The 15,976-nt window shown below is 67.8% G+C and carries 11 protein-coding genes and 1 pseudogene (1 of these 12 cut by a window edge); 10 read left to right on the top strand and 2 right to left on the bottom strand.

The window, feature by feature from the left end; all coding sequences use genetic code 11:
* Positions 1-433 precede the first annotated feature (433 nt).
* The 5 genes from ACLZN2_RS46380 to ACLZN2_RS46360 all read left to right on the top strand — a co-directional run bounded on the left by ACLZN2_RS46380 (position 434) and on the right by ACLZN2_RS46360 (position 4,775).
* Entirely contained in the window at positions 434-895 is a 462-nt protein-coding gene (locus tag ACLZN2_RS46380; RefSeq protein WP_416986076.1) for a DUF2563 family protein, read from the top strand.
* A 2-nt stretch (positions 896-897) separates the two neighbouring features.
* On the top strand, positions 898-2,661 hold the full coding sequence (locus tag ACLZN2_RS46375) for a hypothetical protein (protein ID WP_416986093.1): 1,764 nt from the start codon (positions 898-900) through the stop codon (positions 2,659-2,661).
* Between the two features lie 24 nt (positions 2,662-2,685).
* Positions 2,686-3,981: a S8 family serine peptidase gene (locus tag ACLZN2_RS46370; protein ID WP_416986075.1), complete on the top strand. Its 1,296-nt coding sequence runs from the start codon at positions 2,686-2,688 to the stop codon at positions 3,979-3,981.
* A 75-nt stretch (positions 3,982-4,056) separates the two neighbouring features.
* Positions 4,057-4,401 carry a WXG100 family type VII secretion target gene (locus ACLZN2_RS46365; protein WP_416986074.1) on the top strand — a complete coding sequence of 115 codons (345 nt, stop codon included), beginning with the start codon at positions 4,057-4,059 and terminating at the stop codon, positions 4,399-4,401.
* A 74-nt stretch (positions 4,402-4,475) separates the two neighbouring features.
* On the top strand, positions 4,476-4,775 hold the full coding sequence (locus ACLZN2_RS46360) for a WXG100 family type VII secretion target (protein WP_416986073.1): 300 nt from the start codon (positions 4,476-4,478) through the stop codon (positions 4,773-4,775).
* A 177-nt stretch (positions 4,776-4,952) separates the two neighbouring features.
* Here ACLZN2_RS46360 and eccCa read toward each other — a convergent pair whose 3' ends face one another.
* Positions 4,953-8,924: a type VII secretion protein EccCa gene (eccCa, locus tag ACLZN2_RS46355; protein WP_416986072.1), complete on the bottom strand. Its 3,972-nt coding sequence runs from the start codon at positions 8,922-8,924 to the stop codon at positions 4,953-4,955.
* Between the two features lie 331 nt (positions 8,925-9,255).
* Here eccCa and eccD point away from each other — a divergent pair, with 331 nt between their 5' ends.
* Positions 9,256-10,767: a type VII secretion integral membrane protein EccD gene (gene eccD / locus ACLZN2_RS46350; RefSeq protein ID WP_416986071.1), complete on the top strand. Its 1,512-nt coding sequence runs from the start codon at positions 9,256-9,258 to the stop codon at positions 10,765-10,767.
* Between the two features lie 99 nt (positions 10,768-10,866).
* A complete protein-coding gene (locus ACLZN2_RS46345; RefSeq protein WP_416986070.1) occupies positions 10,867-12,399 on the top strand; it encodes a PQQ-binding-like beta-propeller repeat protein in 1,533 nt (510 codons plus the stop codon).
* Positions 12,400-12,494: 95 nt separating this feature from the next.
* On the opposite strand, the gene ACLZN2_RS46340 is transcribed toward ACLZN2_RS46345, so the two are convergent.
* Positions 12,495-12,776, bottom strand: a complete 282-nt coding sequence (locus ACLZN2_RS46340; RefSeq protein ID WP_416986069.1) for a DUF397 domain-containing protein — start codon at positions 12,774-12,776, stop codon at positions 12,495-12,497.
* Between the two features lie 277 nt (positions 12,777-13,053).
* Here ACLZN2_RS46340 and rpsO point away from each other — a divergent pair, with 277 nt between their 5' ends.
* From rpsO to ACLZN2_RS46325, 3 genes and pseudogenes are all read left to right on the top strand, one after another.
* Positions 13,054-13,341 (top strand): 30S ribosomal protein S15, encoded by a 288-nt coding sequence (rpsO, locus tag ACLZN2_RS46335; RefSeq protein WP_016432306.1) that lies wholly within the window; start codon positions 13,054-13,056, stop codon positions 13,339-13,341.
* A gap of 380 nt (positions 13,342-13,721) precedes the next feature.
* Positions 13,722-15,944: a polyribonucleotide nucleotidyltransferase gene (locus ACLZN2_RS46330; RefSeq protein ID WP_416986068.1), complete on the top strand. Its 2,223-nt coding sequence runs from the start codon at positions 13,722-13,724 to the stop codon at positions 15,942-15,944.
* Positions 15,941-15,976, top strand: a pseudogene (locus ACLZN2_RS46325) (M16 family metallopeptidase) (it continues 1,339 nt past the right edge of the window). Before ACLZN2_RS46330 ends, ACLZN2_RS46325 begins: the two are co-directional and overlap by 4 nt.

Raw genomic sequence — 15,976 nt, 5'->3', positions numbered from 1 at the left:
TTGGACTTGAGCTGCCACCACTTGTTCGCGTGTCGGCGCCAGGACCCGTCTTTGTTACGGCGCCCTGCAAGTCTCTTTCCACTTCTTGGAGTTGCTGCAGAGTCTCGACCGGTCGCAGGTGGAAGCTCGATGGAGATAAAGGGTTCGGTGGTTTCAGCGCCGATCGTGGTCACGACGGGGTCGATACTGCCAGGGAGGTACGGCGTAGAGGCTGCGCAACCGGCAGTCGCAAACTGGCAAATGAGGCAAAGTGTGACACCTGGCTCGACCTCGTAACCGAGTTAACGCACATCCCAGTTGGACTGGTTGTACAGGTTGACTACAGTGGTAAGAGCGTTGTGAGACGCGGCTCGCTTTGCGATCGTACGGCGAGTGATGTGCTGGCCTCGATCCAGTCGTGGCCGGGGGATGTACGGGGAAACGGGGACCCAGCATGCTTCCGATGGACGGTTCGGGGGGAGTGTCGGCTGCAAGTGCAGCGAACCTGAAGACCAGTGGTGAGGCGCTGACCACGTTCATGAAGCGGGTGGACGCGGTCCTTGCCGACCTCGAGAAGTCGGCCGGTAACCCGACGCGGGTTGGTGCCCAGACCATCAAGGCCGGGTCTCTCAACAGCGGCAGCGTGGCGGCTTTCCCGGAGGCGCAGGGGCTCTACAGTCAGTACAACCGGGTCCACCAGGAGCTCACAGCTCTCTCAAAGACCCTGCACCTCCAGATCGAGGCGATTGGTATCGCCGTCAAGGGTGCACACGTGGGCTTCGGGAATCTCGAAGAGGAGCAGCGGCAGCGGTTCCACGCCATTCAGGCGCAGATCAGCCAGATCCAGGACGCCAGGGAGCTGGCGAAGAACGACGCGGAGCGTACCAACGAGGCGAGGACGAGCGGGGGCCTGTGACGATGACCGACGACCGGCACAAGGATGATCTGGAACGGGTCAAACAGCAGAACGACGTCACCGACTTCGCCCGGAAGATCGAGGACGGCCACGGGCAGGGCCTGCTCAGCCGCATGGTTCGCTCGGCCGTCGAGGCCACGCCCGTCGGACGGGCCGTTCAGCAGCGTACGAACTTCGAGGGGCACAGCCTCAACGAAATGATCGACCTGGTCGAGAACACCAACCCGGAGGACCTGGCGTCGTCGGGCCGGGCCCTCTGGGACGCACGTGAGGCCATCCTGGCGGCGGCCCAGGAGCTCGACGGGCACATCACCAAGGTCGAATGGGTCGGGGAGTCGGGTGATGCCTTCCGCACGTGGGGTCGTTCGCTCGTCACCAGCACAGAAGGACTGGGCACTTTCGCTGGCGCAGCGGCTGACCAGATCACGGCCGCTGCCACGGGCCTGGCGTCCGTGCGCACAGCCATGCCGCATCGTGACGCGCGTACGAACCCGATGTCCGTAGCCGACATTCCGAAGGCCGAGCGCATCCAGACCAACGACGACTACACCGCTGCGGTCAAAGTGGAGAAGGACCGGCAGGAGGCGATCAACCAGATGAACAGGTTGTCGTCGTACTACGCGGTATCGGAAGAAGTGCTGTCGTCGCTGCAGGCGCCGGAGTTCAAAGCGATGCCTGATGTGGGGGTGCCTCAGCCCACTCGGACGTCGGGCGACCTTGGACAGTCCGGCGCGGGCACGTCCGGAGACACGGCCACATCTCTCGCAGGCCGCCATTTGGCGGAGCCGTCTGTTGGCCGCGTCGGCGTCTCGGGTGCCACGGGCGCCACGACACCTGCGCAGGATCTCACCCACCGCGTTTCCTATCCGGATCAACCTGTCAGTACAGTCATTGACAGTGTCACCACGCCGCCAGCTCCGACGAGCCCGCCTTCGACTGGGCCGGGCCCGTCCTCCGCAGGCGCCACTGGTACAGGGTCTGGGCCGAACAGCGGGTTCCCGACCGGTTATGCGCCCCCCATGGTCAGCGGAACTTCTGGGCGAGGCCCGGCCGGAGGCGGCGTCCGAATCCCGGTGTCCGCACAGGGGAGGACTGGCGCACCGACCATGGGCACCCCTGCGTCAGGGCGTGCTGTGGGGCAAGGGAGCATGGGCCGGCCTACGGCGACCGGGCAGTCACTGGGCAGGGGCAACACCCTTGGGACCCCGCCCTCCTCGACGGCCCGAGGCATTACTGGTGGCACTCCACGAGTCGGTGGCCCCGCTGCACCACGGGCGGGCGGTGGAGGGATCACTGGCGCAGGTCAGTCGCATGGCGTTGTCGGGGGCAGGTCTACGACCAGTGCCTCCGGTTCGACAACGGCGACGACCGGATCGAGGATCCCCCGAGGCACCGTCATCGGCGGCGAGGGTACGGCGAACACCACACGGCCCGTGACGGGCCAGATCAATCAGCGCGGTGTCGTCGGTGCACCTGGACCCATGCCGAGGGCCGGTTCGGAGGCGGTGGCACCTCGTGGAGCTGTCGGCCCGATCGGACCTGTCACCGGCAGCCCGGCCGCACGCAATTCCGTCGTCCACGCCGAACGGAATGGGATGACGCGGGGTGGCGCCGGGCTGGTACGCGGCGTTGGTGGTGGCCAGGGAGTACCCGCTGGCAGGGACAGCACGCAGGGAGGAGCGTCACGGCCCGGTTACTCGGTCGAGGACGAAGAGACGCACCTCTCCGACAGGCCACGGCGCGATGTGCCGCCGGTCATCAACTGAGCGCGAGCGAGGACAAACAACGCCATGAAGTCAGGGATCAGCGCTCGAGCTGAGAAGGGCGGCCTCGTCGGGGTGCGACGCCGTAGACGAGTGCACACTGTTGGTGCCTTCGTCGGTGCCCTGGTGGTTGTGGCCGTGGGGTTCGCCCCCAGCGCTGCAGCGTACGACGCGAAGTCGAAGCAGTGGTACCTGGAGCCGATGCAGGCTGAGCAGATGTGGAAGGTCAGCACAGGGAAAGGTGTCAAGGTCGCCGTCATTGACACCGGCGTGAATGCGAATACGTCATCACTGAAGGGTCAGGTGCTGGCTGGGGAAGTCCCTGCGAAGGTCGCCTACCACGCCACGGACGACTACGACGGTCATGGAACGACAATGGCCGAGTTGATCGCGGGCACGGGGGCGGACGGTGGTTTGCAGGGGCTGGCCCCGGGAGCGAAGGTTGTCCCGTATCGCGTACAGCTCGAAGGCCTTGAGGGATCGGATGAGTGGGGTAAGACCCCCAATGCCGCGGAGGCAGTCAGGGCGGCTGCCGACACTGATGCGAAAATCATCAGCATGTCGTTCGGGGGCATGACTACCGAAGAGGGCGAAGCGGCCATTAAATATGCTGCTTCAAAGGGTAAGTTGCTGGTTGCCGCTGTCGGCAACCAGGCAGACGAGGGCGGCTACATTGACTATCCCGCCGCCTACCCGTACGTGATAGGCGTATCGTCGCTGGACGAGTCCAGCACGGTTTCAAAATTCTCGTCCTCCGGAGACTATGTGGACCTCGCGGCGCCAGGCGAGGGATTTTCGGGCTGGTGTGACGCCACCTTTCGCGCGTACTGCGAAAGCGAAGGCACAAGTGCAGCAACTGCAATTACTGTGGCATCTGCGGCCCTCATCTGGTCCGCCCACCCCGACTGGACCGCGAACCAGGTAACCCGAGCCCTCATCGACACAGCCAGCCGCAAGTGGGCCAAGGATAACCCGAGCAAATACCTCGGCTACGGAACCATCCGCCCCCGCGTGGTCCTGGAGAACCCCAACTACGACGCCGGCGCCCCGTACTCCGACCCGCTCGCGAAGGAGAACAAGAGGACCGGCGAGGAGCTGGTGACAGAGGTTTCGCCGGCAGCCACTCCTTCCGCTCTCGCTTCCGCATCATCCTCGGCAGAGCCCGTGAAGAACTCCTCAGGCGGCCCCACATCAGGGGCAGCATCAAGCGCCGAGTCCTCAAGCGACAGCACATCACTGTGGATCGCACTCGGCACCGCCGCAGGAGTCATTGCCCTGGCGCTCGGCGGCGCAGCGGTGCTACGACGCCGACGCGCAGCGTGACCCCATGACGTACCCGGTCGGCAGCCAGTCGGCCCAGTTCCATCGGAAACCAGACTAAGGAAAGGCAGGCTCGCCATGTCCACTCCGAGCCAGAAACTCGAAGACGCAGCGGTAATCAAGCTGCAGAAGGACATGTACACCAAGTACGAGAACATCCGTACGCGGATGCACGGCCTTCAGGGCATCATCGACGGCCTCGAAGGCCAGTGGGACGGTATCGGTCGCGCCGCCTTCGACGCGAAACAGTACGAGATCAACGAGTCCCTCCGGAAGATCGGTGGCATCCTCGCCGAAGTCATCGACGCCATGACCACGGCGCGCAACATCAAGGACAGCAAGGAAGACGAGGTGCGCGCGGCGGTCAACAAGATCAGCCTGCAGGATGGTGCGCCCACCATCTCTCCCTTCACCTCGATGTGAAGCCAGGCGGATCTCAGCACCTGTAGTTCGCTGCACTGCATCAGGTACACACGAACGAGACGAGGGAAACGGACATGGGTCGTAACACCGACGGGTTGAACGTAACGTACGACGGGCTCGACGTCGCGGCGACCAAGATCGCCAACGAGGCAAGCTCCCTCGAGCAGGACCTGGAGGAGCTCAAGAAGATGGTCGAGAGCAGCAAGCAGTACTGGTCCGGCCAGGCCCAGAACGCCTTTGACGAGAAGCTGGGCCGCTGGAAGAAGGAGGCCGACGACATCCACCAGGCGCTCACGGGCATCGGCCACGTCGTCGCCATGTCCGGCGGTACGTACATGGAAGGCGACAAGAAGGCCGCCAGCTACCTCATGTAGGCCGGTTCTGGCCAAGTGGCTGGCTGCGAGGGTGGGCGTGCGCGGGAGACGCCCACCCTCCCTTCGTGTCCGGGGTCGGAGTATCGGGCGCGCCGAAAGACGGATGCCGGCGCAGCGCACGCTGCACCGGCATTTCGCGGCTCAGAGCCTCCGTCTGCTCCACGGCAGCCGCGGCCATCACGGCATGCCGTCCTCCACCAGCCCCACCTGAACCAGCGGCTTTCCCCGCCGGCGTGAGACGAACACCCCGCGCCCGGCGGGCATGGGCCGCGGCCGCACCCCGCCCAGGAGGTCCCCCTCCGACGGGTCGCCGGTGAGGACCACGCCCTGGGCGCCGAGCTCCTTGATGCGCTGCATGAAGGGCTCGTATCCGGCGCGGCCCGCGCCCGCCGAGGAGCGGGCGATGATGAAGCGGACGCCGACGTCGCGGGCGAACGGAAGCTGCTCCGTCAGCCCCGCGAGCGGGTTGCCGCTCGACGTGGAGACGAGGTCGTAGTCGTCGATGATCACGTACACCGTGGGACCACGCCACCAGCTGCGGTTGCGCAGTTGCTCCGCCGTGACGTCCGCGGTCGGCGTACGGCGCTGCATCAGGTCGGCGAGGGCCTCCATGTGGTGCTGCATCTGGTTCGACATGGGGATGTACTCCGCCAGATGCGAGTCCGGGGTCACGCCGAGCAGGGAACGGCGGTTGTCGACCACGAACAGCTTGCAGACATCGCCGTCATAGCGCTCCGTGAGGCGCTTGATGAGCAGCTTCAGCAGGTTCGACTTGCCGGACTCGCTCTCGCCGAAGACGAGGAAGAACGGGTCCTGCTCGAAGTCCACGAACACCGGCTCGAGGTTGTCCTCGTCGAGCGCGAAGGAGATGCCGCGGTTCGGGAACCGGTCGCCGGGCGGCAGCTGGCTTGCCGAGAACTCCCTCGGGAGCAGACGTACTTCGGGTGCTCCGGGCTGCTGCCAGTGCCGGGAGACCTCGGCTGCGAGAGCCGTGGTGGCGTCCGCCAGGTCCGTGTCCGAGGACAACCCGTCGATACGCGGCACCGCCGCCATGAAGTGCTGCTTTTGCGGGGTCTGGCCGCGCCCCGGCACACCCGTGGGCACATTGGCCGCGACTTTGCGGTCGAACTCGGAGTCCATGGGGTCGCCGAGCCGCAGCTCGAGGCGGTTCATCAGGTGGTCCTTGAGGTTCGAGCGGACCTCCATGGCGCGCGACGCGGTGAGGACCAGATGGATGCCGTAACCGAGCCCGCGGGCCGCGATGTCCAGCACCAGAGGCTCCAACGCCTCGTAGTCCGTACGGAAGTTGCCCCAGCCGTCGATGAGGAGGAAGACGTCGCCCCACGGCTGGTCGGTGATCGAGATGTCGCCCCGAGCGCGACGCGTCCGGAACTCCGCGATCGAGGAGACGCCCGCGGAGCGGAAGTACTCCTCGCGGCGGGTCAGGATGCCGTACACCTCGGCTGCGGTGCGCCGGACCTTCTCTGGGTCGAGACGTGAGGCCACCCCGCCCACGTGCGGCAGGCCGGCCACTGCCGACAGGCCGCCACCGCCGAAGTCCAGTCCGTAGAACTGCACTTCGTGCGGGGTGTGCGTGAGGGCGAACGACGCGACGACCGACCGCAGCAGGGTCGACTTGCCGGACTGCGGCCCACCGAGGATCTGCATATGGCCGGCCGCGCCGCTGAAGTCGGCCCACAGCGGGTCCCGCCGCTGTTCGTACGGCTTGTCGACGATGCCGACCGGGATGACGAGCCGCCCCGCCCCTTCGTAGCCGGGCTGGGTCAGGCCGCGGTCCGGCACCGGCGTGAGACCGGGCAGGAGCGCGTCCAGCGAGGGAGGACTGTCCAGCGGGGGCAACCACACCTGGTGGGCGGCCGGGCCCTGCGCCTCCAGCCGCCGCACGATCACGTCGAGGACCGTGTCGGCCAGCGCGTCGTCGGTCTCGTCGGGCGTCTCCTCACGCTGTTGCGGCACCTGTACGTACTGCACCGGCACCTCGGCCGCCGTGAACAGCACAGGCCTGCGGTCCACGGGGAGCGGCCCGCCGAACGCCGCCGCCTGCTGCGAACTCGTGCGGTACACGCCGGAGACGTACGCCGCCTTGAAGCGCACCATTTCGTCCGTGCCGAACTTCAGATAGCCCGAGCCCGGTACGTTCGGCAACTCGTAGGCGTCCGGGACGCCGAGCGCGGCACGCGACTCGGCCGCCGAGAACGTACGCAGACCGATCCGGTACGACAGATACGTCTCCAGCCCTCGCAGACGGCCCTCCTCCAGTCGCTGCGAGGCGAGCAGCAGGTGCACGCCCAGCGAACGGCCGATCCGGCCGATCTGCACGAACATCTCGATGAAGTCGGGCTTGGCCGTGAGGAGTTCGCTGAACTCGTCGATGACGAGGACGAGGGAGGGAATCGGCTGCAGCGCGGCACCGGCGGCGCGGGCCTTCTCGTAGTCGTGGATGTTCGCGTAGTTGCCCGCGTCGCGCAGCATCTCCTGGCGGCGGTTGAGCTCACCGCGGATCGAGTCGCCCATCCGGTCGACCAGCGTCAGATCATCCGCGAGGTTGGTGATGACGGCCGCCACATGCGGCATCTGGGCCATGCCCGCGAACGTCGCGCCACCCTTGAAGTCCGCCAGGACGAAGTTCAGCGTCTCGGAGGAGTGGGTCACGGCGAGGCCCAGGACCAGCGTGCGCAGCAGCTCCGACTTACCGGAGCCAGTAGCACCGACGCACAGGCCGTGCGGACCCATGCCCTCCTGCGCCGCCTCCTTGAGGTCGAGCATCACGGGCCGGCCGTCCTCGCCGACACCGATCGGCACCCGCAGGCGCTCGGCCTGCGAACGCGGCCGCCAGGTCCGCCTGGGATCGACCGAGGCAGCGTCGCCCAGGCTCAGCAGATCGGTGAATTCCAGAGCGGCGAGCAGCGGTTCGTCGTCGTCACCGCCCGACGCCATGCGCAGCGGCGCCAGTTGCCGGGCCAGCGCCTCGGCGGCCTCGTACGACAGCACGTCCGGCGTCCCGTCGTAGACCATGCCGTGGGCCGACTCCAGCCGTAGCTCCTTCGGCTGCACGGTGACAGAGAGATCGCCCCGTCCGGTCGTCAGGTCGCCGGGCACGACCTCGACGACCGTCACACCCTGCAGGCCTTCGGGGCTGGCGAGGAGCGATGTGGGGGGCACGAAGACACCGTCGAGCACGATCACCAGGTGCGGCTGTTCGGGAACGGGCGGCCCGGCGGGATGGAAGCGCGGACGGCCCTGCAGGCGGGTGGCCAGCAGGTCCTCCAGTTCCCCCAGGTCGCCGGTGATCAGACGCACACTGCCCGCACCGTCCGCGAGACCCGGTGCCTGGACGTGCGGCAACCACTTGGCCCACTCCCACTCGGGCGCCGTGTCGCGGCTGGTGGCAAGGGAGATGACCAGGTCCTCGGGGGAGTGGAGCGAGGCGAGGGACGCGACGACGGCTCGAGCGGTGCCGCGCACCGTCCCCGGCTCACCGTTGATCGTCACGTGGTAGAAGGCCCGGAGAGAGACGGCCATCGGCAGGTGGTCAACGCTGGAATGGGTGGCCAGGAAGCGCTGCATGGCGCCCGTGGTCAGCGGCTCCAGCTCGTCGACCGGGCCGGTCTGGGGCGGGATCAGTGGGGTTGCCAGCGACTGCGGGCCCAGACCCACGCGCACCTGCCCGAAGTCCTCGTCACCGGTGCGCCGCTCCCACACCCGGCTGCCCTCCGCGACCAGGGCCCACAGTTGCTCCGGCGAAGGATGCAGGTAGTACTGGGCGTCGCGCTGGGCCTTCGCGGTCTCCAGAGCCGTGCTCCGCGTCTGCGACAGATAGCGCAGATAGTCACGGCGCATGTCGGCCATCTGCCCCTGATTGCCGCGGCGGTAGCGGATCAGCATCGAAATGCCCATGGCGATCGTGGAGGCCACCATCACCATGCCCATGATCTTCATGAAGGGTTGGGCCTGAGGGTTGAAGAAGAACACCACGGACCCGCCCATACCGAGCATCGGCAGGAGCTGCATCAGAGCGCCCTCCTGCTGCCCACGCGGAAGCTCTGGCGGAGGCTGCAGCGTGACCTCGTCCGTGGGTACTTCGCTGGGCAGTGCCCGCGGCGGGCGCTTGACGACGATGTGACTCACTTCGCACCAATTCCCTTGCGGACCGAGCTGTTTCGTCCGCCGCCCCGTGTCAGGCGGACGTCGATCGCAAGCGGTGATCCTACTGACAACCGCCGGGAACGGTGGGCGGTAGGGTGCCCGTGAGACGCGTGAGCAGTTGCGAATCGGCCTCGGAAATCAGGGCAATCCGCAACGTTCGAAGCGAGGCTCTTCCCGCGGACTGCGGTGCGACGGGCAGTTGAACGACAGCACGGGCGGTACAGCGCAACAGACACAGGATCTTTACAGCCGGACACATGCGCGGCGGCGCCGCCACCGGCTCACGATCGACGAGGGGGAACAGCAGGTGAGCATGACGGCTTCCGCGCCGGCCGGCGCGCCCGGCGGACAGGGCACCGGGGCCTCTTCCGGGGCGGGCATGGGATTCGGCTTCTGCCGGGTCACCATCGTGGCTCCCGACAGCCGTATCGACGTCGCGCTGCCCGACGACGTGCCGGTCGCCGACCTCTACCCGGAGATCCTGCGGCTCTCCCGGCAGGATCCCGCCGAGGGAGCCCCCGTGGGCTACCACCTCGTACGTCGGGACGGAGCCGTCCTCGACAGCGCCCGGTCGTTCGCGGCGCAGCGCATCCTCGACGGGGAACTGCTCACGCTGCGGCCGTTCGCCGAGTCCCTGCCGCCTGCCGTCTTCGACGACGTCTCGGAGGCGGTCGCGTCGGCCGTGACGCGCGACCGCACGCTGTGGAGCGGCGAACTCACCCGGGTCGCGGGCCTCGTGGCGGGCGGTCTCCTGCCCGCGTTGATCGCCTTCGTGGCCTGGAGCTCCCGGATCCACCACGACATGCACAGCCTCCAGGGCGTCCTGACGGCCGTGACAGGCGCTGTCCTGATCACTGTCGCGTGTGTACGCGCGCGCGTGTACGACGACCGGGGTTCCGCGGTGGCCCTAGGCCTCGGCGCTCTCCCGAACATCGCTGTGGCGGGCTCCGGGCTGGTCCCGCTCGCGCAGGGGGAGGGCATCGGAAAGCTCCAGTTCCTGCTTGCCTGCGTGGCGGTGCTGGTCGCCTCCGTCGTCCTCACCTTGGTGTCGCCCAGTGGTGACGGTCCCTTCGTGGCGTTCGTCTTCGCGTCCTCGGTCGGCCTGTTCACCACGTTCATCGCGATCCGCGCGGACCTGACGCCGATCGAGACGGCCGCCGTCTGCGCCCCGCTCGCCGTGGGCGCGCTCGCCTTCCTGCCGGGTCTGTCGATGCGCTTCGCACGGCTGCCCATCGGCTTCGAGCCCCCCAACACCTCCCGCGCCGGATACACGGCGGACCCCCAGTCCACCCAGGAACCGGTGGACGCCGAGCGCATCGCGGCCCAGGTCCGCCGTGGCCACGAACTCCTCGTGGGCCTCGTCGGCGGGTGCGCCCTTGTCGCCGTGGGCTCGTCCATCGTCCTCGGATTCTCGAGCAACGTGTGGGCGCAACTCCTCGCCTTCGCCACCAGTGTCGCGATGCTGATGCGAGCTCACCTGTTCCGGTACACGGCGCAGGTCGCCGCCACACTCGCGGCCGGGCTCGCCGCTCTCGTCTTCCTCGGCCTTGGACTCGCCCTCAATCCGCCCCGGGAGTCCTGGCGCGATGCCCTCCAGGGCGACACCACCGCCCTTGACCTGCGCACCGTCTGGCTGGCCGCAGCGATCGCCGCGGCCATCGCTCTGGTCACCGCGATCGGCCTGGTCGTTCCACGGCGGGGCGTCACCCCGTTCTGGGGGCGCTTCCTGGAAATCGCCGAGAGTTTCGTCCTGCTGACGCTGGTTCCGCTCGCCCTCGCCGTCTTCGACGTGTACGCGCGGGCACGCGCCATGACGAGCAAGTGACCAGGCTCGACGAGTAGTTCAGCCCGTCGGGCCTCCGTCGGCTGACCTCGCCGCTCACCATCAGGACACGACCACGTCCGATCTGAAAGGCACCCCGACGTGAGCTTCGGCCCGCCGCCCTCCGTCTACACACACTCCACGATCGCCGCGGACAGCAGTACGAAGAGACGCCGTCGGCAGTGGCTGGTGTGGGCACTGGCCCTCGTTCTGGTCACCGCGCTCGGCACCGGCGGTTGGCTGCTGTGGGGCGACGACGACAACGGTACGCAGGCGAAGGAAGACGCTCCCGCTCAAGGCCCCCTGGACATCCGCCAGACCGTCGAGAAGCAACCCGCGAGCACGGTCGGCAAAATGGCCTTCCGTTTCTCCGTCGACGACCTGAGCCCCGGCGAGTCGTACGAACTGCCCGGTCTGTGGGCCACCGACAAGATCCTCGCCAAGGGCATCAACAAGACCCTCGTCGGCTTCGCCACAGGCACCGACGCCGCACCCGGCGACGAGAAGTGGAAGCTCCCCCTCGACGGCCCCGTCTGCGGCTACACCCGCCATGTCACCGGAGACAACCGCACCGCCGTGCTCTACGCGGGCAAGGACGAAAGGCACGCCCTCTGCGACCACGTGGCCTTCTTCGACCTCGACGACGGCGACGAGATCTGGTCGCACGAACTTCCCGTCCACGGCATCGGCGCATCCCCCAAGAAGCCGACGACCGACGCGCTCCAGGACACCCCGAGCGTGACTCTCACCCACGACACGGTCGCCGTCACCTGGGGCGGCGGCTCGATCGCGTACGACATGGACCACGGCAGGCAGCGGTGGAGCACCAGGGTGAGCGGCACCTGCCATGACGCCGGCGCCGCGGGTGGAGGCGCGCTCCTTGTGCGCCAGGAGTGCTGGAGCGGAGACAAGAACCTTCCCGTCGACACCTGGGACTTCATGACGTACAAGGTCCGCGAGGTGGATCCGGCCACCGGCCGCACGCTGTGGACCTACTCCGCCGCCAAGGGCGTCCGCGATGTCGACATCCCCTCCACCGACCCCGCCGTCCTCGCCGTCTCGGCCGGCGACACCGGCATCACCGAACTGCTCTCCCTCGACGGCGACGGCAAGAACCGCGCGACGATCCGCCTCCAGAACGGCACGTACGTCGGCGAGTGCGCGTACGAGGACGACTACCTCGTCGTCGACTACTGCCCGACCGTTGCCGTCGGTGCCGGCCAGGTCTTCCTGCGCAGCAAGGACGACATCGCGAAGCACACCACGAACTGGGTCATCGGCTTCGACCTGGCGACCGGGAACACCACCCAGAAGTTCGAGTCAGGCCCCGACGCCCTGCTGATCCCCGTCGAGGTGAGCGGCGACCGGCTCCTCGCCCTGCGGGAGAGCCAGGACCGCATCACACCCAGCGCCCTGGTCGCACTCGACCCGAAGACCGGCGGGGAGAAGCCCTTCTTCTACTTCGGCCTGCCGCCCGAAGCGGAGAACTTCACCTCGGTCGACTTCAGCGACGTCCTCGTTCACGACGGCCGTCTCTTCTTCAGCGCCAAGTCCGTCACCGGCCCCGCCAAGGGCCAGCCGCGCTGGGTCTACGCGGTCCTCGGCATCGAGAGCAGCACGCTGAAGAACTCCTGAGCACCGAACACGAAGCACCGAACACCAATCACGGAGCACGGACGAACGGCGGCCGGCACCCACCGGTCGCCGCCCCGCCCGCACGGTCGGCTGACCTACCCCGCAGCCCGAGACCCCGGCTCCAGATCGAACTCCCCGTCCCGAGCCCCCAGCACGAACGCCCGCCATTCCCCCTCCGTGTAGCGCAGCACGGTGTCCGGGTCCAGCGAGGACCGCATCGCCACGGCACCGCCGGGCAGGTCCGCGATCTCGACGCGCTCCTCGTGCTCCTCCGTGCCCGGAGCGCACTTCCACTCGACGCCGGAGATGTCGAGCGCGTAGAGCTCGTCCCGCTCGCGCTCCTTGCGCGCCTTCATCTCCGCTTCCGTCTCCGCCATGCCGCAGCGTCCCCTTCCCGACTTTCGCTCCACATAGGATCCGAACGTCACCCTAGTGGCCCCCTCCCCGCCGCCGGAGTGGTTCGGATACCGGGGCGAAGGGGCCTGCCACCTCCTGGTACCCTGTCTCTCGGCCGTTTGTGTACGCGCCCCCGGAGCTCTCTCCATCGAGGCACTGGAGGCCGCGCCCAGCGGATCCCCGCCACCCGAGTCACGGAAGCCACCCCGAGAAGCAGACCGGGGGCACTCGGTGGCGCACAGACCATGAGGAGTACGCGTGTCGCTCGACGCCGCTACGAAGAAGCAGATCATCGCCGAGTTCGGCCAGAAGGAGGGCGACACCGGCTCCCCCGAGGTCCAGGTGGCCATGCTCTCGCGTCGGATCTCCGACCTGACCGAGCACCTCAAGACCCACAAGCACGACCACCACTCCCGCCGGGGTCTGCTGATCCTGGTCGGCCAGCGTCGTCGCCTGCTGCAGTACCTGGCCAAGAAGGACATCCAGCGCTTCCGTACGCTGGTCGACCGCCTCGGCATCCGCCGCGGTGCGGCCGGCGCCAAGTAAGACGCCGTGAAGGGAGCGGTTCCCGTACCTGGGGGCCGCTCCCTTTGCTGTACGTACGGATGCCGTACGTACGGATGCCGTACGTACGGAAACGTGCGGAGTGTCACCGCCCCTTTGTAGTGTGGTAGCACAACGCAATACGCACGACACAGCACGACACAGCACAACACAGGGTGATGACACCTGACGCGTCACCCACCGAACGAGGAGAAGCGCACCCAGCCGCCGCCGGTCCTCGGTAGTGGCCCCCGGGGGGAAGCGAGCCCCGGGTGCTTCGATCGAAGACCGGCCCGCACCGCACGGCGCGCATCTCCGTAACCGTCCCCCTGCCACACGGGCAGCGCGGGACGAAAAGACGACAAGTAACGGAGAAAACGCTAGTGGAGAACGAGACCCACTACGCCGAGGCCGTCATCGACAACGGCGCCTTCGGTACCCGCACCATCCGCTTCGAGACGGGCCGCCTGGCCAAGCAGGCCGCCGGTTCCGCCGTGGCGTACCTGGACGACGACACCATGGTGCTGTCGGCCACCACCGCCTCCAAGAACCCCAAGGACCAGCTCGACTTCTTCCCCCTGACGGTGGACGTCGAGGAGCGGATGTACGCCGCCGGCAAGATCCCCGGCAGCTTCTTCCGCCGTGAGGGCCGGCCGAGCGAGGACGCGATCCTCACCTGCCGCCTCATCGACCGCCCGCTGCGCCCGTCCTTCAAGAAGGGCCTGCGCAACGAGATCCAGGTCGTCGCCACCATCATGGCGCTCAACCCCGACCACCTGTACGACGTCGTGGCGATCAACGCTGCCTCCGCGTCCACGCAGCTGGCCGGTCTGCCCTTCTCCGGCCCGATCGGCGGCGTCCGCGTCGCGCTGATCAGCGGCCAGTGGGTCGCGTTCCCGACGCACACCGAGCTCGAGGACGCCGTCTTCGACATGGTCGTCGCCGGCCGCGTCCTGGAGGACGGCGACGTCGCGATCATGATGGTCGAGGCCGAGGCCACCGAGAAGACGATCCAGCTGGTCAAGGGCGGCGCCGAGGCCCCCACCGAGGAGGTCGTCGCGGCCGGTCTGGACGCCGCGAAGCCCTTCATCAAGGTCCTCTGCAAGGCCCAGGCCGACCTCGCCGCGAAGGCCGCCAAGCCGACCGGCGAGTTCCCGATCTTCCTCGACTACCAGGACGACGTCCTGGAGGCGCTGACCGCCGCCGTCAAGCCGGAGCTCGCCTCCGCGCTGACCATCGGGGGCAAGCAGGAGCGCGAGGCCGAGCTGGACCGCGTCAAGGGCCTGGCCGCCGAGAAGCTGCTCCCGGAGTTCGAGGGCCGCGAGAAGGAGATCTCCGCCGCGTACCGCTCGCTGACCAAGACCCTGGTCCGTGAGCGCGTCATCAAGGAGAAGAAGCGCATCGACGGCCGCGGCGTCACGGACATCCGTACGCTCGCCGCCGAGGTCGAGGCCATCCCGCGCGTGCACGGCTCCGCGGTGTTCGAGCGTGGCGAGACCCAGATCCTGGGCGTCACCACCCTCAACATGCTCCGTATGGAGCAGCAGCTCGACACCCTGTCGCCGGTGACGCGCAAGCGCTACATGCACAACTACAACTTCCCGCCGTACTCCACCGGAGAGACCGGCCGCGTCGGCTCCCCGAAGCGCCGCGAGATCGGCCACGGCGCCCTCGCCGAGCGCGCCCTCGTGCCGGTCCTGCCGACGCGCGAGGAGTTCCCCTACGCGATCCGCCAGGTGTCCGAGGCGCTCAGCTCCAACGGCTCGACGTCCATGGGCTCGGTCTGCGCCTCGACCATGTCGCTGCTGAACGCCGGTGTGCCGCTGAAGGCCCCGGTCGCCGGTATCGCCATGGGTCTGATCTCCCAGGAGATCGAGGGCGAGACGCACTACGTCACCCTCACCGACATCCTCGGTGCGGAGGACGCCTTCGGCGACATGGACTTCAAGGTCGCCGGCACCAAGGAGTTCGTCACCGCCCTCCAGCTCGACACCAAGCTGGACGGCATCCCGGCCTCCGTCCTGGCCGCCGCCCTAAAGCAGGCCCGTGACGCCCGCCTCCACATCCTCGACGTGATGATGGAAGCGATCGACACGCCGGACGAGATGTCCCCCAACGCGCCGCGGATCATCACCGTGAAGATCCCGGTCGACAAGATCGGCGAGGTCATCGGCCCCAAGGGCAAGATGATCAACCAGATCCAGGAGGACACCGGCGCCGAGATCACCATCGAGGACGACGGCACCATCTACATCGGCGCCGCCGACGGCCCCTCCGCCGAGGCCGCCCGTACGACGATCAACGGCATCGCCAACCCGACGATGCCCGAGGTCGGCGAGCGCTACCTGGGTACGGTCGTCAAGACCACCACCTTCGGCGCGTTCGTCTCCCTGCTCCCCGGCAAGGACGGTCTGCTGCACATCTCGCAGATCCGCAAGCTGGCCGGCGGCAAGCGCGTGGAGAACGTCGAGGACGTCGTCGGCGTGGGCCAGAAGGTCCAGGTCGAGATCGCCGAGATCGACTCCCGCGGCAAGCTCTCCCTGATCCCCGTGATCGAGGGCGAGGACGAGTCCGCCGAAGACAAGAAGGACGACTCCGACAAGTGACGTCGAGTAGCTCCACGGCGACGGCCCGCACC

Source organism: Streptomyces sp. T028 (assembly GCF_048159505.1).
Classification (GTDB): Bacteria; Actinomycetota; Actinomycetes; order Streptomycetales; family Streptomycetaceae; genus Streptomyces.
The sequence above is the reverse complement of the archived record's forward strand: the minus strand, read 5'-3'. Positions and strand labels throughout refer to the sequence as shown.